At 54.1% G+C, this 20716-nt stretch carries 22 protein-coding genes, 1 tRNA gene and 2 rRNA genes; 19 read left to right on the top strand and 6 right to left on the bottom strand.

Going from position 1 to position 20716, the window contains the following annotated elements; genetic code table 11:
• Position 1 precedes the first annotated feature (1 nt).
• The 11 genes from rplO to CPH57_RS18890 all read left to right on the top strand — a co-directional run bounded on the left by rplO (position 2) and on the right by CPH57_RS18890 (position 6168).
• Positions 2-436 carry a 50S ribosomal protein L15 gene (gene rplO / locus CPH57_RS18940; protein ID WP_004929742.1) on the top strand — a complete coding sequence of 145 codons (435 nt, stop codon included), beginning with the start codon at positions 2-4 and terminating at the stop codon, positions 434-436.
• Positions 437-443: 7 nt separating this feature from the next.
• A complete protein-coding gene (secY, locus tag CPH57_RS18935) occupies positions 444-1775 on the top strand; it encodes a preprotein translocase subunit SecY (protein ID WP_004929740.1) in 1332 nt (443 codons plus the stop codon).
• A 33-nt stretch (positions 1776-1808) separates the two neighbouring features.
• The gene (gene rpmJ, locus CPH57_RS18930) at positions 1809-1925 is read left to right on the top strand and encodes a 50S ribosomal protein L36 (protein WP_002227352.1); all 117 of its coding nucleotides are present in this window, start codon (positions 1809-1811) and stop codon (positions 1923-1925) included.
• A gap of 148 nt (positions 1926-2073) precedes the next feature.
• Positions 2074-2430, top strand: a complete 357-nt coding sequence (gene rpsM / locus CPH57_RS18925; RefSeq protein ID WP_004929734.1) for a 30S ribosomal protein S13 — start codon at positions 2074-2076, stop codon at positions 2428-2430.
• Between the two features lie 16 nt (positions 2431-2446).
• On the top strand, positions 2447-2836 hold the full coding sequence (gene rpsK, locus CPH57_RS18920; protein WP_004929731.1) for a 30S ribosomal protein S11: 390 nt from the start codon (positions 2447-2449) through the stop codon (positions 2834-2836).
• A 30-nt stretch (positions 2837-2866) separates the two neighbouring features.
• On the top strand, positions 2867-3487 hold the full coding sequence (gene rpsD / locus CPH57_RS18915; protein WP_004929729.1) for a 30S ribosomal protein S4: 621 nt from the start codon (positions 2867-2869) through the stop codon (positions 3485-3487).
• 25 nt (positions 3488-3512) lie between these two features.
• Entirely contained in the window at positions 3513-4502 is a 990-nt protein-coding gene (gene rpoA, locus CPH57_RS18910; RefSeq protein WP_002919219.1) for a DNA-directed RNA polymerase subunit alpha, read from the top strand.
• A gap of 40 nt (positions 4503-4542) precedes the next feature.
• Positions 4543-4932, top strand: coding sequence for a 50S ribosomal protein L17 (rplQ, locus tag CPH57_RS18905; RefSeq protein ID WP_004929726.1), 390 nt, complete (start codon positions 4543-4545; stop codon positions 4930-4932).
• Between the two features lie 149 nt (positions 4933-5081).
• Positions 5082-5456 (top strand): DUF1992 domain-containing protein, encoded by a 375-nt coding sequence (locus CPH57_RS18900; protein ID WP_096242646.1) that lies wholly within the window; start codon positions 5082-5084, stop codon positions 5454-5456.
• Positions 5456-5887: a Zn(2+)-responsive transcriptional regulator gene (gene zntR, locus CPH57_RS18895; RefSeq protein WP_096242645.1), complete on the top strand. Its 432-nt coding sequence runs from the start codon at positions 5456-5458 to the stop codon at positions 5885-5887. Before CPH57_RS18900 ends, zntR begins: the two co-directional genes overlap by 1 nt.
• A 74-nt stretch (positions 5888-5961) precedes the next feature.
• Positions 5962-6168 (top strand): alternative ribosome-rescue factor A, encoded by a 207-nt coding sequence (locus CPH57_RS18890; protein WP_025304494.1) that lies wholly within the window; start codon positions 5962-5964, stop codon positions 6166-6168.
• Positions 6169-6226: 58 nt separating this feature from the next.
• Here CPH57_RS18890 and mscL read toward each other — a convergent pair whose 3' ends face one another.
• From mscL to def, 5 genes are all read right to left on the bottom strand, one after another.
• On the bottom strand, positions 6227-6643 hold the full coding sequence (mscL, locus tag CPH57_RS18885; RefSeq protein WP_025304493.1) for a large-conductance mechanosensitive channel protein MscL: 417 nt from the start codon (positions 6641-6643) through the stop codon (positions 6227-6229).
• Positions 6644-6780: 137 nt separating this feature from the next.
• The gene (gene trkA, locus CPH57_RS18880; RefSeq protein WP_004929716.1) at positions 6781-8157 is read right to left on the bottom strand and encodes a Trk system potassium transporter TrkA; all 1377 of its coding nucleotides are present in this window, start codon (positions 8155-8157) and stop codon (positions 6781-6783) included.
• Between the two features lie 53 nt (positions 8158-8210).
• Positions 8211-9500, bottom strand: a complete 1290-nt coding sequence (gene rsmB / locus CPH57_RS18875; RefSeq protein ID WP_096242644.1) for a 16S rRNA (cytosine(967)-C(5))-methyltransferase RsmB — start codon at positions 9498-9500, stop codon at positions 8211-8213.
• Between the two features lie 72 nt (positions 9501-9572).
• Entirely contained in the window at positions 9573-10517 is a 945-nt protein-coding gene (fmt, locus tag CPH57_RS18870; protein ID WP_046687909.1) for a methionyl-tRNA formyltransferase, read from the bottom strand.
• 17 nt (positions 10518-10534) lie between these two features.
• Positions 10535-11044, bottom strand: a complete 510-nt coding sequence (gene def / locus CPH57_RS18865) for a peptide deformylase (protein WP_015379260.1) — start codon at positions 11042-11044, stop codon at positions 10535-10537.
• A 133-nt stretch (positions 11045-11177) separates the two neighbouring features.
• Between def and dprA the strand changes: the two genes are divergently transcribed.
• Genes dprA through aroE form a run of 5 tightly spaced genes read left to right on the top strand, consistent with a single transcriptional unit; the run spans position 11178 to position 14722 of the window.
• Entirely contained in the window at positions 11178-12299 is a 1122-nt protein-coding gene (gene dprA / locus CPH57_RS18860; RefSeq protein WP_033652727.1) for a DNA-protecting protein DprA, read from the top strand.
• Positions 12271-12744: a DUF494 family protein Smg gene (smg, locus tag CPH57_RS18855; RefSeq protein ID WP_096242643.1), complete on the top strand. Its 474-nt coding sequence runs from the start codon at positions 12271-12273 to the stop codon at positions 12742-12744. Before dprA ends, smg begins: the two co-directional genes overlap by 29 nt.
• A gap of 25 nt (positions 12745-12769) precedes the next feature.
• The gene (locus CPH57_RS18850; protein ID WP_019456195.1) at positions 12770-13315 is read left to right on the top strand and encodes a type I DNA topoisomerase; all 546 of its coding nucleotides are present in this window, start codon (positions 12770-12772) and stop codon (positions 13313-13315) included.
• A 7-nt stretch (positions 13316-13322) separates the two neighbouring features.
• Positions 13323-13892, top strand: a complete 570-nt coding sequence (tsaC, locus tag CPH57_RS18845) for an L-threonylcarbamoyladenylate synthase type 1 TsaC (RefSeq protein ID WP_047573468.1) — start codon at positions 13323-13325, stop codon at positions 13890-13892.
• Between the two features lie 11 nt (positions 13893-13903).
• On the top strand, positions 13904-14722 hold the full coding sequence (gene aroE / locus CPH57_RS18840) for a shikimate dehydrogenase (RefSeq protein WP_096242859.1): 819 nt from the start codon (positions 13904-13906) through the stop codon (positions 14720-14722).
• A gap of 38 nt (positions 14723-14760) precedes the next feature.
• Here the strand turns inward: aroE and CPH57_RS18835 are convergent, their stop codons facing one another.
• Positions 14761-15303, bottom strand: coding sequence for a gamma carbonic anhydrase family protein (locus CPH57_RS18835; RefSeq protein ID WP_033645236.1), 543 nt, complete (start codon positions 15301-15303; stop codon positions 14761-14763).
• Positions 15304-15810: 507 nt separating this feature from the next.
• Here CPH57_RS18835 and CPH57_RS18830 point away from each other — a divergent pair.
• The 3 genes from CPH57_RS18830 (at position 15811) to CPH57_RS18820 (ending at position 20663) form a co-directional block, all read left to right on the top strand.
• A 16S ribosomal RNA gene (locus CPH57_RS18830) occupies positions 15811-17352 on the top strand.
• Between the two features lie 88 nt (positions 17353-17440).
• Positions 17441-17516 (top strand) — tRNA-Glu (locus CPH57_RS18825).
• Between the two features lie 239 nt (positions 17517-17755).
• Positions 17756-20663 (top strand): 23S ribosomal RNA (locus CPH57_RS18820).
• The 16S and 23S rRNA genes sit together here with 1 tRNA gene alongside, the layout of an rRNA operon.
• Positions 20664-20716 lie beyond the last annotated feature (53 nt).

Below are 20716 nucleotides of genomic sequence, written 5' to 3'. Positions count from 1 at the left end.
GATGCGTTTAAATACTCTGTCTCCGGCTGAAGGTGCCAAGCATGCGCCTAAGCGTGTAGGTCGTGGTATTGGTTCTGGCCTGGGTAAAACCGGCGGCCGTGGTCACAAAGGTCAGAAGTCTCGTTCTGGCGGTGGCGTACGTCGTGGTTTCGAAGGTGGTCAGATGCCTCTGTACCGTCGTCTGCCGAAATTCGGCTTCACTTCACGCAAAGCGATGATCACGGCAGAAGTTCGTCTGTCTGAACTGGCTCTGGTTGAAGGCGATGTTATCGACCTGAACGCGCTGAAAGCCGCTAACGTAGTTGGTGTCCAGATCGAATTCGCGAAAGTTGTACTTTCTGGCGAAGTCGCTCGTCCGGTAACCCTGCGTGGTCTGCGTGTCACCAAAGGCGCTCGTGCTGCTATCGAGGCTGCTGGCGGTAAAATTGAGGAATAAGTAGCAGATGGCTAAGCAACCAGGATTAGATTTTCAAAGTGCTAAAGGCGGGCTCGGCGAGCTGAAGCGCAGACTTTTGTTTGTCATCGGCGCGCTGATTGTCTTCCGCATCGGCTCTTTCATTCCGATTCCTGGTATCGATGCCACTGTGCTTGCCAAATTGCTTGAGCAGCAGAGAGGCACTATCATTGAAATGTTTAACATGTTCTCTGGTGGTGCCCTCAGCCGTGCTTCTATCTTTGCTCTGGGGATCATGCCGTATATTTCGGCGTCGATCATTATCCAGCTGCTGACGGTGGTTCATCCGGCGTTGGCGGAAATCAAGAAAGAAGGGGAGGCTGGCCGTCGCAAGATTAGTCAGTACACCCGTTACGGTACGCTGGTATTGGCCATATTCCAGTCGATCGGTATTGCTACCGGTCTGCCGAATATGCCTGGTATGCAGGGCCTGGTGTTAAACCCAGGCTTTGCATTCTACTTTACTGCGGTTGTGAGCTTGGTCACCGGGACAATGTTCCTGATGTGGCTGGGTGAGCAGATTACTGAGCGCGGTATCGGCAACGGTATCTCGATCATTATCTTCGCGGGTATTGTAGCGGGGCTCCCGCCGGCAGTGGCCCATACTATCGAGCAAGCGCGGCAAGGCGACCTGCACTTCCTCCTGCTGCTGTTGGTTGCAGTATTGGTGTTTGCAGTAACCTTCTTCGTTGTTTTCATCGAGCGTGGTCAACGTCGTATCGTCGTTAACTATGCGAAGCGTCAACAAGGTCGTCGTGTTTATGCAGCACAGAGTACACACTTACCGTTGAAAGTGAACATGGCGGGTGTTATCCCGGCGATTTTCGCTTCCAGCATTATTCTGTTCCCGGCCACGATTGCATCATGGTTTGGGGGCGGTACCGGTTGGAACTGGCTGACTACGATTTCGCTGTATTTGCAGCCAGGGCAACCGCTTTATGTGTTACTCTATGCGTCTGCAATCATCTTCTTCTGTTTCTTCTACACGGCGTTGGTATTCAACCCGCGTGAGACAGCAGATAACCTGAAGAAGTCCGGTGCCTTCGTACCAGGAATTCGTCCGGGAGAGCAAACGGCGAAGTATATCGATAAAGTAATGACGCGTTTAACCCTGGTGGGCGCGATGTACATTACTTTCATCTGCCTGATCCCGGAGTTCATGCGTGATGCAATGAAAGTACCATTCTACTTTGGTGGTACCTCGCTACTGATCGTGGTTGTCGTCATCATGGACTTTATGGCTCAAGTGCAAACTCTGATGATGTCAAGTCAGTACGAGTCTGCATTGAAGAAAGCAAATCTGAAAGGCTATAACCGCTAGTCAGATTCGTTTGAGAAGTTACGGAGAGTAAAAATGAAAGTTCGTGCTTCCGTCAAGAAATTATGTCGTAACTGCAAAATCGTTAAGCGTAACGGTGTCGTTCGTGTGATTTGCAGCGCCGAGCCGAAGCATAAACAGCGTCAAGGCTGATTATCTCGCATATTTTTCTTGCAAAGTTGGGTTGAGCTGGCTAGATTAGCCAGCCAATCTTTTGTATGTCGCACTGCAACATTATTTGAGTATCCTGAAAACGGGCTTTTCAGAATGGTGTTGCTGTATAAAATAGTAGGAGTGCATAGTGGCCCGTATAGCAGGCATTAACATTCCTGATCATAAACATACCGTTATCGCCTTAACGTCGATCTTCGGTATCGGTAAAACCCGTTCACAGGCTATCTGTGCATCCACGGGTATTGCTGAAAATGTTAAGATCAGTGAGCTGTCTGAAGAGCAAATCGAAAAGCTTCGTGATGCAGTTGCCAAATACACCGTTGAGGGTGATTTGCGTCGTGAAATTACCCTGAGCATCAAGCGTCTTATGGACCTTGGTTGCTATCGTGGTTTGCGTCATCGTCGTGGTCTGCCGGTACGCGGTCAGCGCACCAAGACCAACGCTCGTACCCGTAAGGGTCCGCGCAAGCCGATCAAGAAATAATCGGGGTTATTGAATAATGGCAAAGGCACCTGTTCGTACACGTAAGCGTGTAAGAAAGCAAGTCTCTGACGGCGTGGCTCATATCCATGCTTCTTTCAACAACACCATCGTTACCATCACTGATCGTCAGGGTAATGCTTTGGGTTGGGCAACAGCCGGTGGTTCCGGTTTCCGTGGTTCTCGTAAGTCCACTCCGTTCGCAGCACAGGTTGCAGCAGAACGTTGTGCTGACGCAGTAAAAGAATACGGTATCAAGAACCTGGAAGTTATGGTTAAAGGACCTGGTCCTGGTCGTGAGTCTACTATCCGCGCTCTGAACGCGGCTGGTTTCCGCATCACTAATATTACTGATGTGACTCCGATCCCTCATAACGGTTGTCGTCCGCCGAAAAAGCGCCGCGTGTAACGCAGCTTTTAGGATTGTTGGAGAAAGAAAATGGCAAGATATTTGGGTCCTAAGCTCAAGCTGAGCCGTCGTGAGGGCACAGACCTGTTCCTTAAGTCTGGCGTTCGCGCGATCGATTCCAAGTGTAAAATTGAACAAGCACCTGGTCAGCACGGTGCGCGTAAACCGCGTCTGTCTGATTACGGTGTTCAGTTGCGTGAGAAGCAGAAAGTTCGCCGTATGTACGGCATTCTGGAGCGTCAATTCCGTAACTATTACAAAGAAGCAACCCGCCTGAAGGGCAACACCGGTGAAAACCTGTTGCAGCTGCTGGAAGGTCGTCTGGACAACGTTGTTTACCGTATGGGCTTCGGCGCTACTCGTGCAGAGTCACGTCAGCTGGTTAGCCACAAAGCAGTTATGGTAAACGGTCGCGTTGTTAACATCGCTTCTTATCAGGTATCTCCGAATGACGTAGTCAGCATCCGCGAGAAAGCTAAAAAGCAGTCTCGTGTTAAAGCTTCTCTGGAGCTGGCTGAGCAGCGTGAAAAGCCGACTTGGCTGGAAGTTGATGCTGCTAAGATGGAAGGCGTGTTCAAGCGTATGCCTGAACGTACCGATCTGTCTGCGGACATTAACGAACACCTGATCGTCGAGCTTTACTCCAAGTAAAGCTTAGTACCAAAGAGAGGACACAATGCAGGGTTCTGTGACAGAGTTTCTAAAACCGCGCCTGGTAGATATCGAGCAAGTCAGTTCGACGCACGCCAAGGTGACCCTTGAGCCTTTAGAGCGTGGCTTTGGCCATACTCTTGGCAACGCACTGCGCCGTATTCTGCTTTCATCTATGCCGGGTTGCGCGGTGACCGAGGTTGAGATTGATGGTGTACTGCATGAGTACAGCACCAAAGAAGGCGTACAGGAAGATATCCTGGAGATCCTGCTCAACCTGAAAGGGCTGGCGGTGAGAGTTCAAGGCAAAGACGAAGTTATTCTTACCCTGAATAAATCTGGCATTGGCCCTGTGACCGCTGCCGACATCACCCATGATGGTGATGTCGAAATCGTCAAGCCTCAGCACGTGATCTGCCACCTGACTGATGAGAACGCGGCTATCAGCATGCGTATCAAAGTTCAGCGCGGTCGCGGTTATGTGCCGGCTTCTGCCCGAATTCATTCGGAAGAAGATGAGCGCCCAATCGGTCGTCTGTTGGTTGACGCCTGCTACAGCCCTGTAGAGCGTATCGCCTACAATGTTGAAGCTGCGCGTGTAGAACAGCGTACTGACTTGGATAAGCTGGTCATCGAGATGGAGACCAATGGCACGATCGATCCTGAAGAGGCGATCCGCCGTGCGGCCACCATTCTGGCTGAACAACTTGAAGCTTTCGTTGACCTGCGTGATGTACGTCAGCCGGAAGTTAAAGAAGAGAAACCGGAATTCGATCCGATCTTGCTGCGCCCTGTTGACGATCTGGAATTGACTGTCCGCTCTGCTAACTGCCTCAAGGCAGAAGCTATCCACTACATCGGTGATCTGGTACAGCGTACCGAGGTTGAGTTGCTGAAAACGCCAAACCTGGGTAAAAAATCTCTTACCGAGATTAAAGACGTGCTGGCCTCACGTGGTCTGTCTCTGGGCATGCGCCTGGAAAACTGGCCGCCGGCAAGCATTGCTGACGAGTAACCGGATCACAGGTTAAGGTTTTACTGAGAAGGATAAGGTCATGCGCCATCGTAAGAGTGGTCGTCAACTGAACCGTAACAGCAGCCATCGCCAGGCTATGTTCCGTAACATGGCCGGCTCTTTGGTTCGTCATGAGATCATCAAGACGACCCTGCCAAAAGCAAAAGAGCTGCGTCGCGTTGTTGAGCCGCTGATTACTCTTGCCAAGACCGACAGCGTAGCTAATCGTCGTCTGGCATTCGCCCGTACTCGTGATAACGAGATCGTGGCAAAACTGTTTAACGAGCTGGGCCCGCGTTTCGCGAGCCGTGCCGGTGGTTACACTCGCATTCTGAAGTGTGGCTTCCGCGCAGGCGACAACGCGCCGATGGCATACATCGAGCTGGTTGATCGTGCTGAGTCTCAAGCAGAAGTAGCAACTGCAGAGTAATCTGTAGACGCGTAAAAAAACCGGGCTTGCCCGGTTTTTTTACGTCCAAATCCAGCCAAATGTGCTCAATTCCCCCCGCCGAGCTTAAGATCCCCGCTCCTATCCGTTATGCTTAGACTCATTCAATAAGCTCACTGAGGCTGTCTGTTATGGGGTTGCTCGACCAATGGGCGGAACGTCATATCCTTGATGCCCAGGATAAAGGCGAGTTCGACAATCTGCCCGGCCAGGGACAACCGCTCGTGCTGGACGATGACAGCGCGGTGCCTGCTGAGCTACGCGCCGGTTACCGCCTGCTGAAAAATGCCGGTTATCTGCCGCCGGCGCTGGAAGATCGCAAAGAGGCATTAACCGTTGCTCACTTACTGCAAGGGATCAACAGTGAGCATCCGGACTATGTCGATCTCAGCAAGCGCATGGCGCTGCTGAAACATCGGTTGCGTCACGCTGGAATGAGCACGGACTTCTTGCATGGCGAATATCAGCGTGCGCTGGACGGTAAACTCACCCGAGAGGAGAAGTAATGTTCAAGATAGGTCAGTTGGCCAAGCTTGCCGAAGTGACGCCGGATACCGTGCGTTACTATGAAAAGCAGGGCATGATGGATCACAATGTCCGTACTGAAGGCGGTTATCGGCTGTACACCGAGCAGGATCTGCAGCGGCTGCGTTTTATCCGCTATGCCAAGCAGTTGGGCTTTACTCTGGAAACGATCGCCGAGCTGCTGTCGATCCGGGTCGATCCGGAACATCACACCTGCCAGGAATCGAAGTCTATCGTTGATGCGCGCCTGAGCGAAGTGGAAAGCAAGTTGGCGGAGCTGACCCGGATGCGTGAATCGTTGAAACGGCTGAGCGACGCCTGCTGCGGTACCGCCCATACCAGCAACTACTGTTCGATCCTGGAAACTTTGGAACAGGGCGCCAGCGATGACAAAGGCAAAAAAGGTTGCTGACGGCACTTTAATTTTTATATCGCCGGCAGTATTATCGCCCCGTTTTATCCCTCATATTTTACAGGAGCATTACCATGACGAAATATCGTCACACCAAAGGCCAGATTCAAGATAACGCCATTGAGGCGCTGTTGCATGATCCGCTATTCCGTCAACGGGTAGAAAAGAATGTGAAAGGCAAAGGCAGCTATCGGCGTAAAGAAAAACACAACAAAGGCGGTAACTGGGAGGCCAGTGGTAAAGTATCAAGCGATAATTTACCACTGGCCTTCTGGTTTTAAGGCATTAAAAAAGCCACCTTTATCAGGTGGCTTTTTATTGGCATAACCAAACGCTGTCTTACAGTTTTGGCTGCTGTTGCTGGCTCAGCAAATCACGGATTTCCGTCAGCAGTTTCTCTTCTGCGGTAGGTGCTGGCGGCGCTGCGGGCGCTTCTTCCTGTTTGCGGCGCATTTTGTTCATCAATTTAATCGCCAGGAAGATGGCGAAGGCGACAATCACGAAATCGAATACGGTTTGGATGAATGAACCGTAGTTCATTACCACCGCCGGTACGGCGCCCTGAGCTTCACGTAATACCAGATGGAACTGTTTAAAGTCGACGCCGCCGATCAGTAAGCCCAGCGGTGGCATGATGATATCAGCCACGAAGGACGAAACGATCTTGCCGAATGCGGCACCGATAATCACACCGACGGCCAGATCGACCACGTTGCCACGCATGGCAAATTCGCGAAACTCTTTCAACATACTCATAGAACGCACCCCTTGCAGAATTAATAACTCAAGTTTAACAAAGCAATTTCCCTTTGCCACAAAAGGAGAGAAGTTTTATCTCCTCCCAAGGCAGAGAACAACCACGCGATTATAGACCATAGCCAAATAAATTCGTTCTACAAGAAGAATGGGCTCGGTTGGAACAGGCGTTCAACGTCAGGCACGAATTTCTTGTCGGTAATAAACATGATGACGTGATCGCCCTGTTCGATTTTGCTGTTGCCGTTGGCAATGATCACGTCGTCGCCACGCACGATCGCGCCGATGGTGGTACCCGGCGGCAGCTTGATGTCTTCGACGATGCGGCCGACCACTTTGGACGTGCTTTCATCCCCGTGGGCAATCGCCTCGATCGCTTCCGCCACGCCGCGGCGCAGCGATGAAACGCTGACGATATCCGCTTTGCGCACATGCCCAAGCAGCGCGGAGATGGTTGCCTGCTGCGGTGAAATGGCAATATCGATCACGCTGCCTTGTACCAGATCGACATAGGCGCGCCGCTGGATCAAGACCATCACTTTCTTGGCGCCCATGCGCTTGGCCAGCATGGCCGACATGATGTTGGCCTCATCGTCGTTGGTGATAGCGATGAATACATCCACCTGCTCGACGTGCTCTTCGGCCAGCAGTTCCTGGTCGGAGGCATCGCCGTAGAACACGATGGTATCGTGCAACTGTTCGGCCAGTTCGGCGGCACGTTGCTGATTGCGCTCAATGAGTTTGACGTTATAGTCTTTCTCCAGCTTGGCGGCCAGGCCGGCGCCGACGTTGCCGCCGCCGACGATCATGATGCGCTTATAAGGTTTTTCCAGCCGTTGCAGTTCGCTCATCACCGCGCGAATGTGCTGTGAGGCGGCAACGAAGAACACTTCATCACCGGCTTCGATAATGGTCGAGCCTTGCGGACGAATCGGCCGATCCTGGCGGAAAATGGCGGCGACGCGAGTGTCGATATGCGGCATGTGTTCGCGCATCGAAGAGAGCGCATTGCCGACCAGCGGGCCGCCGTAATAGGCTTTAACCGCGGCGATGCTGACCTTGCCTTCGGCGAAGTTGACCACCTGCAGCGCGCCGGGGTATTCAATCAGCTTGTAGATATAGTCGATGACCAGCTGCTCCGGCGAAATCAGATGGTCGATTGGCACCGCTTCCGGCAGGAACAGTTTCTCCGACTCGCGGATATATTCCGGCGCGCGGATACGGGCGATACGGTTGGGGGTATTAAACAGAGAATAGGCGATCTGGCAGGCGATCATGTTGGTTTCGTCGGAGTTGGTGACGGCGACCAGCATGTCGGCATCTTCTGCGCCAGCTTCGCGCAGCACCCGGGGGTGAGAACCATGTCCCTGAACCACTCGCAGATCGAATTTATCCTGCAGCTGACGCAACCGGCCGGAGTCGGTATCGACGACGGTGATATCGTTGTTTTCACCTACCAGGTTTTCCGCCAGCGTCCCGCCAACCTGCCCGGCACCAAGAATAATTATTTTCATCGTGTTCTCTGCTTCACACTGAAAGACTTAGGGCGCGTGGGCACCCTGAAGAATTACATTTTAATCAGCTTAGCGTAAAAGAAGCCATCGCCGTCCTCGGGATGCGGGATATTCTGCCGTCCCGGCCGCTGCGCATCGCCGGTTTCAACCAGCTTGGCATCGGCATGGCGCTGCAAGAACGCGGCGATCTGGCTACTGTTTTCATCCGGCAGAATAGAGCAGGTTGCGTAAACCATCACGCCGCCTGATTTCAGATGCGGCCAGACGGCTTCCAGGATATCGGCCTGCAGGGCGGCGAGTTCGGCGATGTCGCGTTCGCGGCGCAGCCATTTGATGTCGGGATGACGGCGGATCACGCCGGTGGCCGAACAAGGCGCGTCCAGCAGAATACGGTCGAACTGCTTGTCACCGCACCATTGCTGCGGTGTGCGGCCATCGCCCAGTTTAACCTCTGCGTGCAAACGCAGACGCTGCAGGTTTTCTTTCACCCGCGCCAGACGCTGTTCGTCGATATCGACGGCCATAACCTGTGCTTTCGGCGCCGCTTCCAGAATATGCGTGGTTTTGCCGCCGGGCGCGGCGCACAAATCGAGGATCTGTTCACCGTCTTGTGGATCCAACAGATCAACACAGCCTTGGGCTGAGGCATCTTGCACGGTGACCCAGCCGTCGGCGAACCCTGGCAGATCGGTCACGGCGCAAGGTGCCAGCAACCGCACTGCGTCGGCATAGTCTGCATGAGGCTCCGCGGCGATGCCGGCGTCGGTCAGCAGCTGCAGGTAAGCCTCACGGGTGTGATGCAGGCGGTTGACGCGCAGCCACATCGGCGGCTTCTGGTTATTGGCGTCGACGATCTGTTGCCAGTTGGCGGGATAAGCCTGTTGGATGCGTTTCAGCAACCAGCTCGGGTGCAGGTAGCGGCTGTCATTGTTGGCGGCGCGCTGCAGAAGTTCTTCCTGCTGGCGCTGGAATTGCCGCAAGACGCCGTTAATCAAACCTTTCAACTGTGGGCGTTTCAGCGCCACCGCACCTTCCACGGTTTCTGCGAGTACGGCGTGCGCCGGGATACGGGTATACAGCAGCTGATACAAGCCGACAATCAGCAAATAGTGAAGTGTACGTTGCTTGCCGGTCAGCGGTTTGGCCATCAATTGCTGAATGCACCATTCGAGCTGCGGCAGTACGCGTAACGTGCCGAAGCACAGTTCCTGCAGCAACCCGCGGTCTTTATCGCTGATGGAGGTTTGCAGCGCCGGCAGGACAGTACTCAGTGACTGCCCTTGATCCAGCACCTGGCCGATGGCTTTGGCAGCGATGCTGCGGAGATTGTAATTATTTTTCATAGGCTGAAGCTGATAACGATCGGCATTAAGAAAATAACGGCCCGGCGATGAACGGCCGGGCAGTGGGGTGACTTACAGCCGGTTACCCGGGGTAAACCATTCACGACGTGAATTTAACAGGTCTTGCGCCGACATCGGTTTCTTGCCGGCGGGCTGCAGTTGGATCAGATTGAGGATACCGTCGGCGGTCGCCACCTGAATGCCGTGCTTGTCGGCATGGACAACGGTGCCCGGCTCCGCGTTGGCGCTTTCCGCCATTACGCTGGCCTGCCACACTTTCACCGGTTGCTCATCGATGGTGAAGTAGCTTATCGGCCAAGGGTTGAAGGCGCGGATGCAACGCTCCAGCTGTGCGGCGGACAGTGTCCAATCCAGGCGAGCTTCTTCTTTGCTCAGCTTCTCGGCGTAGGTGACCTGCGACTCGTCCTGCACTTCGCGGGTGGCGCTGCCGTCGGCCATTTTGCGCAGCGTCGTCAGCATGCCCTGCGGGCCGAGCTGCGCCAGCTTGTCGTAGAGGCTGGCGCTGGTATCGCTGCTCTCAATCGGGCAGGCGATCTTGTGCATCATGTCACCGGTATCGAGACCGACATCCATCTGCATGATAGTCACGCCGGTTTCGCTGTCACCGGCCCAGAGCGAACGCTGGATCGGCGCCGCGCCGCGCCAGCGAGGCAGCAGCGAACCATGTACGTTGATGCAGCCAAGACGCGGCATATCCAGCACCGCTTGCGGCAGAATCAACCCGTAGGCAACCACCACCATCACGTCGGCGTTGAGATCCGCCACCAGACGCTGGTTCTCTTCGGGGCGCAGCGATTTAGGCTGAAATACCGGCAATTGGTGTTGTTCGGCCAGCATTTTGACCGGGCTGGGCGTTAGCTTGTTGCCGCGGCCTGCCGGACGGTCGGGTTGAGTGAATACGCCGACAATCTGGTGCTCAGATGACAACAGCGCGTCAAGATGACGCGCTGCGAAGTCTGGTGTTCCGGCGAAAATAATCCGTAAAGAGTCAGACACGTTGATTTCCTGATCGGTTAGGCGCGGGCTTGAAGCTTGGCCATTTTTTCCAGTTTCTGACGAATGCGCTGACGCTTGAGCGGCGACAGGTAATCGACGAACAGTTTACCCATCAGGTGATCCATCTCGTGCTGGATGCAGATCGCCAGCAGATCGTCCGCTTCCAGCTCGAAAGGTTTGCCTTCGCGATCCAGCGCGCGGATCTTCACCTGCGCGGCGCGCGGCACCAGCGCACGCTGCTCGGGAATGGAAAGACAGCCTTCCTCGATGCCGGTTTCGCCGCTTTTTTCCAGCAGCTCCGGGTTGATCAGCACCAGGCGCTGATCGCGATTCTCGGAGACGTCGATCACGATAATGCGCTGATGGATATCCACCTGAGTCGCAGCCAGGCCAATGCCTTCCTCTGCGTACATGGTTTCAAACATATCATCCACGATGCGCTGGATATCTGCATTGACTTCTTTTACCGGCGCTGCGACTTTGCGCAGACGCTCGTCTGGGAAATGTAATACCTGCAAGACTGACATATATCTTTAGATCTGTATCCGAGTAATGAACGAGGTTTAACCTCTATTCTAGACATTTCCCGACCTGATTGACAGCATTGCGCACCAATTGCTCAGATTGGCAATACCACCGTTTTTGCTGAGGGAACAGACGATGCGGCCGGAAGAGATCGCTTTACGGATGCGGGGAGTCACGGGGCTACAGACCGTCGTGGCCAGTCGGCTAGTGCGACAGTTATCGCAAATGAGTGGCGAGCCTCGCCGCGTGTTGCATGAGCTGGGATTGAACGAACGGCAGCAGGCACAGTTCAACCGAGTGGATCCCGTCTATCTGGCGGCCACCCTGCGTTGGCTGGAGGAGCCGGCGCACCGTATGCTGAACTATGGGGCGCCCGGCTATCCTGAAAACCTGGCTCAGATCGACGACGCGCCGCTGTTTCTGCTGATCGAGGGCGATCCTCGGGTGCTGTTGCAACCTCAGCTCGCTATGGTCGGCAGCCGGCAGTTCAGCCATTACGGCGAGCGTTGGGCGAACCATTTCGCCGAGGAGTTGGCGCGTTGCGGTTTCACCATCACCAGCGGTTTGGCGATCGGCATCGACGGCATTTGCCATCGTGCGGCGCTGGCGGCCGATGGCTGCACGATTGCGGTGTTGGGCAGCGGGCTGGGCAATATCTATCCGCGCCGGCACCGCCGGCTCGCGGAGCAGATAGTCGAGCAGGGCGGCGCCGTGATTTCAGATCATTTAGTCACCGATTTGCCTCTGGCCGACCATTTCCCACGCCGTAACCGCATTATCAGCGGGCTCAGCCTGGGGGTTCTGGTCATAGAAGCTTCGCTGCGCAGCGGTACCCTGGTGACGGCTCGCTACGCGTTGGAGCAGGGGCGTGAGGTGTTCGCCTTGCCTGGGCCATTAGGAAACCCGATGAGTGAGGGGACGCATTGGTTAATCCAGCAGGGCGCGCATCTGGTCACCGGGCCGAAAGATATCGCCGAATTGCTGGGAAGCGGCCTTCAATGGCTGTCACTGAACGAAAATACAACTATTTGTGCGTCGCAGGCTGAAGTTGAATTGCCATTTGGCGATGTGTTGGCTAACGTAGGAGATGAGGTGACACCTGTTGACGTCGTCGCTGAACGTGCCGGCCAACCTGTGCCAGTGGTGGTAATCAAGTTACTCGAGCTGGAGTTAGCAGGATGGATCGCAGCTGTACCCGGCGGCTATGTCCGAATAAGGAGGGCAAGCCATGTTCGACGTACTCATGTACTTGTTTGAAACTTATATCCACAATGAACCAGAGATGCGCATCGATCAGGATCAACTGACCGATGATCTCGCACAGGCGGGGTTTCATCGGGATGATATCTACAACGCGTTGAATTGGCTTGAGAAGTTGGCTGACCTGCAAGAGGGTCAAAATGCCCCTTACTTTATGGATGCCGATCCGCTGGCAATGCGGATCTACACCGAAGAAGAAGGCGCACGTCTGGACGCCGGCTGCCGTGGTTTTCTCCTGTTCCTGGAACAGATTCAGGTATTGAACCTCGAAACCCGTGAAATGGTTATCGACCGCGTTATGGCTTTGGATAATGCGGAATTCGATCTCGAAGATCTGAAATGGGTCGTGTTGATGGTGCTGTTTAATATCCCCGGATATGAAAGCGCCTATCAGCAAATGGAAGAACTGTTGTTTGAAGTGAACGAAGGTTATCTGCATTGAGCCGATAACGCGCATAGAAGACGTTATGACAAAAAACGCGATTTTTGCCGCCAGGCAAAATGAACCCTGTCCGGAATGCGGGGCCGAACTGGTGATCCGTAGCGGTCGCCACGGCCCCTTCCTCGGCTGTTCCCAGTACCCTGAATGCCAATATATTCGGCCGCTGAAAGCGCAGGCCGATGGACATATCGTTAAGGTCTTGGATGGGCAACAGTGCCCGAAATGTCAGGCGACGTTGGTGCTGCGCCAGGGGCGCTATGGCATGTTTATCGGCTGCAGCGATTATCCGCAGTGCGATCACACTGAAGTGATCGATAAGCCTGACGAAACCGCCATTACCTGTCCGCAGTGCGGCCAAGGCAAACTGCTGCAGCGCAAGTCGCGTTACGGCAAAGTTTTTCATTCCTGCGATCGTTACCCGGAATGCCAGTTTGCCCTCAATGTTAAACCTGTCGCCGGTGAGTGCGCCTATTGCCATTATCCGCTGCTGATGGAAAAGCGCACGGCAAAAGGCCCCGTCCTGTGCTGTGCCAGCAAGCTGTGCGGAAAACCCGTCGCGACTACAGAATAATCACATCATGAACTCAGAATTAAGCCCGAACCTTTTATCTATCATCGATGCTTTGCATCAACAGCAGGTGATTGCGTATCCCACCGAAGCCGTATTCGGCCTGGGTTGCGATCCCGACAGCGAGCAGGCGGTCAATGCATTGCTGGCGCTGAAACAGCGGCCGTGGGAAAAGGGGCTGATTTTGATCGCCGCCGACTATGCACAGCTTAAACCTTATATCGACGACAGTGCGCTCAGCGAACAGCAGCGCACGACGATGTTTGCCAGCTGGCCTGGGCCGGTAACCTGGGTTTTGCCCGCTCGGCCGGAGACGCTGCGTTTGCTGACCGGACGCTTCAGCTCGCTGGCGGTGCGCGTCAGCGATCATCCGTTGGTGCAGCAGCTGTGCCGGCAGTATGGCAAGCCGCTGGTGTCGACCAGCGCCAATCTCAGTGGGCTGGAGCCATGCCGCAGTGCGGATGAGGTTACGCGGCAGTTCGGCGAAGCTTTCCCGGTATTGCGCGGCAAGGTGGGTGGCCGTCTTAATCCTTCCGAAATCAGAGACGTTCTGACCGGCGAACAGATCCGTCAGGGCTAGAGGTAATGGGCATGGAGAAGTTTGCGGTATTTGGCAACCCTATCGGCCACAGCAAGTCGCCGCGAATTCATGCGCTGTTTGCTGCCCAGACCGGCATTGAGCATCCTTATGGGACGGTGTTGGCACCGTTAGACGGTTTTGAAACCAGCCTGCAGGCGTTTATCCGCGCCGGAGGGCTGGGGGCGAACGTCACGGTGCCTTTCAAGGAGCGTGCTTATTCGGCCGCTTCTGAGCTGAGCGAGCGCGCAGCGATGGCCGGTGCGGTCAACACCCTGAAGGTATTGCCTAATGGCGAGCTGTTGGGGGATAACACCGACGGCATCGGGTTGCTGACCGATCTACAGCGTCAGCAATTGATCCGGCCGCAGGATCGCATCCTGCTGGTGGGCGCCGGCGGCGCAGCGCGCGGCGTGATCCTGCCGCTGCTGTCTTTCGGCTGTCGGCTAACGATCACCAACCGCACCTTCAGCCGAGCCCAGGCGTTGGCAGACGCTTTTCGGCATCTGGGGGAGATCTCGGCGGCGCCGATGGATCAATTGGATCAGCAAGCGTTCGAACTGGTGATCAATGCGACGGCGTCCGGCATCAGCGGAGAGATCCCGGCGTTGCCGGCGGGCGTAGTTAATGCACACACTCGTTGCTATGACATGTTCTATCAGCAGGGCGCTACGCCATTCCTGGCCTGGGCGCAGCAGCAGGGGGCAACGGAATATGCCGATGGGTTGGGCATGCTGGTGGGGCAGGCGGCGCATGCTTTCCTGCTTTGGCATGGAGTGATGCCAGAGATTGAGCCGGTATTGCGCCAGTTGCGCAGCGAACTGGCGGCATAAATGCAACCCCGTTCTCTTTATAGGGAACGGGGCGTCCGTCAGATGTCTTCCGACAGGTATTCATCTTTCCAGCGTACATAGTTGTTCGAAGAATAAAGCAATCCTTCCAACTCGGCGGCGGTCAACGGCCGAACCTGGCGTGCCGGGCTGCCCATATAGAGATAGCCGCTGACCAGGCGTTTGCCCGGCGGCACTAAACTGCCGGCACCAATCATCACGTCGTCTTCTACTACTACACCGTCCAGCAGGATCGATCCCATACCGACCAGCACCCGGTTGCCGATGGCGCAGCCGTGCAGCATCGCTTTATGGCCTACGGTCACGTCTTCTCCAATCAACAGGGGATAACCGTCGGGGTTATGTTCGGAGCGGTGAGTCACATGCAGTACGCTGCCGTCCTGTATGTTGCTGCGTGCGCCGATCTTTACCGCATTGACGTCGCCCCGAATGGCGACCAGCGGCCAGATGCTGACGTCATCCGCCAGATCGACGTCGCCGATGACGACGCTGGAAGGATCGATCAAGACGCGCTGACCGAGTTTGGGGGTGTATTGAAGATAAGAACGTACTGCATCGGACATGGTGCTTGCCTCACGTCGGGATCATATTTACCGGCAATACTAGACTCTGACGATGGAATTACAACCAATCGCAGCGCCGGATCCTGCGGAAAATGGCCCTGATCGCACAAGATCCACTCGGAAGGGCTGAAAAGTGTGCAAACAGAAAGAAAAGATCAAAAAAGGGGTTGTGCAAAAAACTCGGATCCCTATAATGCGCCTCCATCGACACGGCGCAAGTGATTCACTTCACACAGCGGCCGGGAAGAAAGAGAAAAAATCCTGAAAATTAGGGTTGACTCTGAAAGAGGAAAGCGTAATATACGCCACCTCGAGTTAGCAAGCGAAAGCGCCTAACTCACTGCTCTTTAACAATTTATCAGACAATCTGTGTGGGCACTCCACAAGACGATATCCAGCATCTTCGGATGCAAAAAAATATCAAGTCTTGAAGAGTGACTAACTGAAGTAAAATTCATGCAGTAAATCTTTGAGCATCGCTTCTCGAGTGGAAGCAAATCAAGCTTTTAATTGAAGAGTTTGATCATGGCTCAGATTGAACGCTGGCGGCAGGCTTAACACATGCAAGTCGAGCGGTAGCACAGGGGAGCTTGCTCCCCGGGTGACGAGCGGCGGACGGGTGAGTAATGTCTGGGAAACTGCCTGATGGAGGGGGATAACTACTGGAAACGGTAGCTAATACCGCATAACGTCGCAAGACCAAAGAGGGGGACCTTCGGGCCTCTTGCCATCAGATGTGCCCAGATGGGATTAGCTAGTAGGTGGGGTAATGGCTCACCTAGGCGACGATCCCTAGCTGGTCTGAGAGGATGACCAGCCACACTGGAACTGAGACACGGTCCAGACTCCTACGGGAGGCAGCAGTGGGGAATATTGCACAATGGGCGCAAGCCTGATGCAGCCATGCCGCGTGTGTGAAGAAGGCCTTCGGGTTGTAAAGCACTTTCAGCGAGGAGGAAGGTGGTGAACTTAATACGTTCATCAATTGACGTTACTCGCAGAAGAAGCACCGGCTAACTCCGTGCCAGCAGCCGCGGTAATACGGAGGGTGCAAGCGTTAATCGGAATTACTGGGCGTAAAGCGCACGCAGGCGGTTTGTTAAGTCAGATGTGAAATCCCCGGGCTCAACCTGGGAACTGCATTTGAAACTGGCAAGCTAGAGTCTCGTAGAGGGGGGTAGAATTCCAGGTGTAGCGGTGAAATGCGTAGAGATCTGGAGGAATACCGGTGGCGAAGGCGGCCCCCTGGACGAAGACTGACGCTCAGGTGCGAAAGCGTGGGGAGCAAACAGGATTAGATACCCTGGTAGTCCACGCTGTAAACGATGTCGATTTGGAGGTTGTGCCCTTGAGGCGTGGCTTCCGGAGCTAACGCGTTAAATCGACCGCCTGGGGAGTACGGCCGCAAGGTTAAAACTCAAATGAATTGACGGGGGCCCGCACAAGCGGTGGAGCATGTGGTTTAATTCGATGCAACGCGAAGAACCTTACCTACTCTTGACATCCAGAGAACTTAGCAGAGATGCTTTGGTGCCTTCGGGAACTCTGAGACAGGTGCTGCATGGCTGTCGTCAGCTCGTGTTGTGAAATGTTGGGTTAAGTCCCGCAACGAGCGCAACCCTTATCCTTTGTTGCCAGCGGTTCGGCCGGGAACTCAAAGGAGACTGCCAGTGATAAACTGGAGGAAGGTGGGGATGACGTCAAGTCATCATGGCCCTTACGAGTAGGGCTACACACGTGCTACAATGGCGTATACAAAGAGAAGCGACCTCGCGAGAGCAAGCGGACCTCATAAAGTACGTCGTAGTCCGGATTGGAGTCTGCAACTCGACTCCATGAAGTCGGAATCGCTAGTAATCGTAGATCAGAATGCTACGGTGAATACGTTCCCGGGCCTTGTACACACCGCCCGTCACACCATGGGAGTGGGTTGCAAAAGAAGTAGGTAGCTTAACCTTCGGGAGGGCGCTTACCACTTTGTGATTCATGACTGGGGTGAAGTCGTAACAAGGTAACCGTAGGGGAACCTGCGGTTGGATCACCTCCTTACCTAAAGATATTAGTTCGAGTGGCGTGCTCACACAGATTGTCTGATGAAAAAGTAACGAGCAAAAGCGTCATAAAAGTACGGTGTCGTGTCCCCTTCGTCTAGAGGCCTAGGACACCGCCCTTTCACGGCGGTAACAGGGGTTCGAATCCCCTAGGGGACGCCAAGCTTCCGACCCACCCGGTGAAAGCGGCGGTCTCAAGTATCTGACGATACACCATATCTTAAAGATGACTTCCGAGTCATGTTTAAGATATTGCTCTTTAACAATCTGGAACAAGCTGAAAATTGAAACATGACGGCTGAAATTTATCCCTCCGTAGATGTACTGGGATAAAGAGTAACCTGTCATAGAGTCTCTCAAATGTTTGCAGCGCGAACGATGGAAACATCTTCGGGTTGTGAGGTTAAGTGACTAAGCGTACACGGTGGATGCCTAGGCAGTCAGAGGCGATGAAGGGCGTGCTAATCTGCGAAAAGCGTCGGTAAGGTGATATGAACCGTTATAACCGGCGATACCCGAATGGGGAAACCCAGTGTGTTTCGACACACTATCATGTCATAAATACATAGTGGCATGAGGCGAACCGGGGGAACTGAAACATCTAAGTACCCCGAGGAAAAGAAATCAACCGAGATTCCCCCAGTAGCGGCGAGCGAACGGGGAGGAGCCCAGAACCTGAATCGGCTTGTGTGTTAGTGGAAGCGTCTGGAAAGTCGCGCAGCAAAGGGTGATAGCCCCGTACACTAAAATGCACAGGTCGTGAGTTCGATGAGTAGGGCGGGACACGTGACATCCTGTCTGAATATGGGGGGACCATCCTCCAAGGCTAAATACTCCTGACTGACCGATAGTGAACCAGTACCGTGAGGGAAAGGCGAAAAGAACCCCGGCGAGGGGAGTGAAATAGAACCTGAAACCGTGTACGTACAAGCAGTGGGAGCACCTTCGTGGTGTGACTGCGTACCTTTTGTATAATGGGTCAGCGACTTATATTTTGTAGCAAGGTTAACCGTATAGGGGAGCCGTAGGGAAACCGAGTCTTAACTGGGCGACTAGTTGCAAGGTATAGACCCGAAACCCGGTGATCTAGCCATGGGCAGGTTGAAGGTTGGGTAACACTAACTGGAGGACCGAACCGACTAATGTTGAAAAATTAGCGGATGACTTGTGGCTGGGGGTGAAAGGCCAATCAAACCGGGAGATAGCTGGTTCTCCCCGAAAGCTATTTAGGTAGCGCCTCGTGAACTCATCTTCGGGGGTAGAGCACTGTTTCGGCTAGGGGGCCATCCCGGCTTACCAAACCGATGCAAACTCCGAATACCGAAGAATGTTATCACGGGAGACACACGGCGGGTGCTAACGTCCGTCGTGAAGAGGGAAACAACCCAGACCGCCAGCTAAGGTCCCAAAGTCATGGTTAAGTGGGAAACGATGTGGGAAGGCATAGACAGCCAGGATGTTGGCTTAGAAGCAGCCATCATTTAAAGAAAGCGTAATAGCTCACTGGTCGAGTCGGCCTGCGCGGAAGATGTAACGGGGCTAAACCATGCACCGAAGCTGCGGCAGCGACGCTTAGGCGTTGTTGGGTAGGGGAGCGTTCTGTAAGCCGTTGAAGGTGGCCTGTGAGGGTTGCTGGAGGTATCAGAAGTGCGAATGCTGACATAAGTAACGATAAAGCGGGTGAAAAGCCCGCTCGCCGGAAGACCAAGGGTTCCTGTCCAACGTTAATCGGGGCAGGGTGAGTCGACCCCTAAGGCGAGGCTGAAAAGCGTAGTCGATGGGAAACAGGTTAATATTCCTGTACTTGGTGTTACTGCGAAGGGGGGACGGAGAAGGCTAGGCTAGCCGGGCGACGGTTGTCCCGGTTTAAGCGTGTAGGGGGTGTGACCTGGTAAATCCGGTTGCATGCTAACCCTGAGGCGTGATGACGATGCACTACGGTGCAGAAGTAGTTGATGCCCTGCTTCCAGGAAAATCCTCTAAGCTCCAGGTAACATTAAATCGTACCCCAAACCGACACAGGTGGTCAGGTAGAGAATACCAAGGCGCTTGAGAGAACTCGGGTGAAGGAACTAGGCAAAATGGTGCCGTAACTTCGGGAGAAGGCACGCTGGCATGTAGGTGAAGTCCCTTGCGGATGGAGCTGAAGCCAGTCGAAGATACCAGCTGGCTGCAACTGTTTAATAAAAACACAGCACTGTGCAAACACGAAAGTGGACGTATACGGTGTGACGCCTGCCCGGTGCTGGAAGGTTAATTGATGGGGTCAGCCGCAAGGCGAAGCTCTTGATCGAAGCCCCAGTAAACGGCGGCCGTAACTATAACGGTCCTAAGGTAGCGAAATTCCTTGTCGGGTAAGTTCCGACCTGCACGAATGGCGTAATGATGGCCAGGCTGTCTCCACCCGAGACTCAGTGAAATTGAACTCGCTGTGAAGATGCAGTGTACCCGCGGCAAGACGGAAAGACCCCGTGAACCTTTACTATAGCTTGACACTGAACATTGAGCCTTGATGTGTAGGATAGGTGGGAGGCTTTGAAGCGTGGACGCCAGTCTGCGTGGAGCCATCCTTGAAATACCACCCTTTAATGTTTGATGTTCTAACTCGGCCCCATAATCTGGGGTGAGGACAGTGTCTGGTGGGTAGTTTGACTGGGGCGGTCTCCTCCCAAAGAGTAACGGAGGAGCACGAAGGTTAGCTAATCACGGTCGGACATCGTGAGGTTAGTGCAAAGGCATAAGCTAGCTTGACTGCGAGAGTGACGGCTCGAGCAGGTACGAAAGTAGGTCTTAGTGATCCGGTGGTTCTGAATGGAAGGGCCATCGCTCAACGGATAAAAGGTACTCCGGGGATAACAGGCTGATACCGCCCAAGAGTTCATATCGACGGCGGTGTTTGGCACCTCGATGTCGGCTCATCACATCCTGGGGCTGAAGTAGGTCCCAAGGGTATGGCTGTTCGCCATTTAAAGTGGTACGCGAGCTGGGTTTAGAACGTCGTGAGACAGTTCGGTCCCTATCTGCCGTGGGCGTTGGAAGATTGAGAGGGGTTGCTCCTAGTACGAGAGGACCGGAGTGAACGCACCACTGGTGTTCGGGTTGTCATGCCAATGGCATTGCCCGGTAGCTAAGTGCGGAAAAGATAAGCGCTGAAAGCATCTAAGCGCGAAACTTGCCTCAAGATGAGTCTTCCCTGGGCCTTTAAGGTCCCTGAAGGAACGTTTAAGACTAAGACGTTGATAGGCTGGGTGTGTAAGTGCAGCGATGCATTGAGCTAACCAGTACTAATGATCCGTGAGGCTTAACCTTACAACACCGAAGGTGTTTTTAGAGAGATTTTCAGCGACGTTCCAAGATTGGTT

It is taken from the genome of Serratia sp. JKS000199, from assembly GCF_900215455.1.
Taxonomy (GTDB): domain Bacteria; phylum Pseudomonadota; class Gammaproteobacteria; order Enterobacterales; family Enterobacteriaceae; genus Serratia; species Serratia ureilytica.
This window is presented reverse-complemented; position numbering and strand designations above follow the sequence as displayed.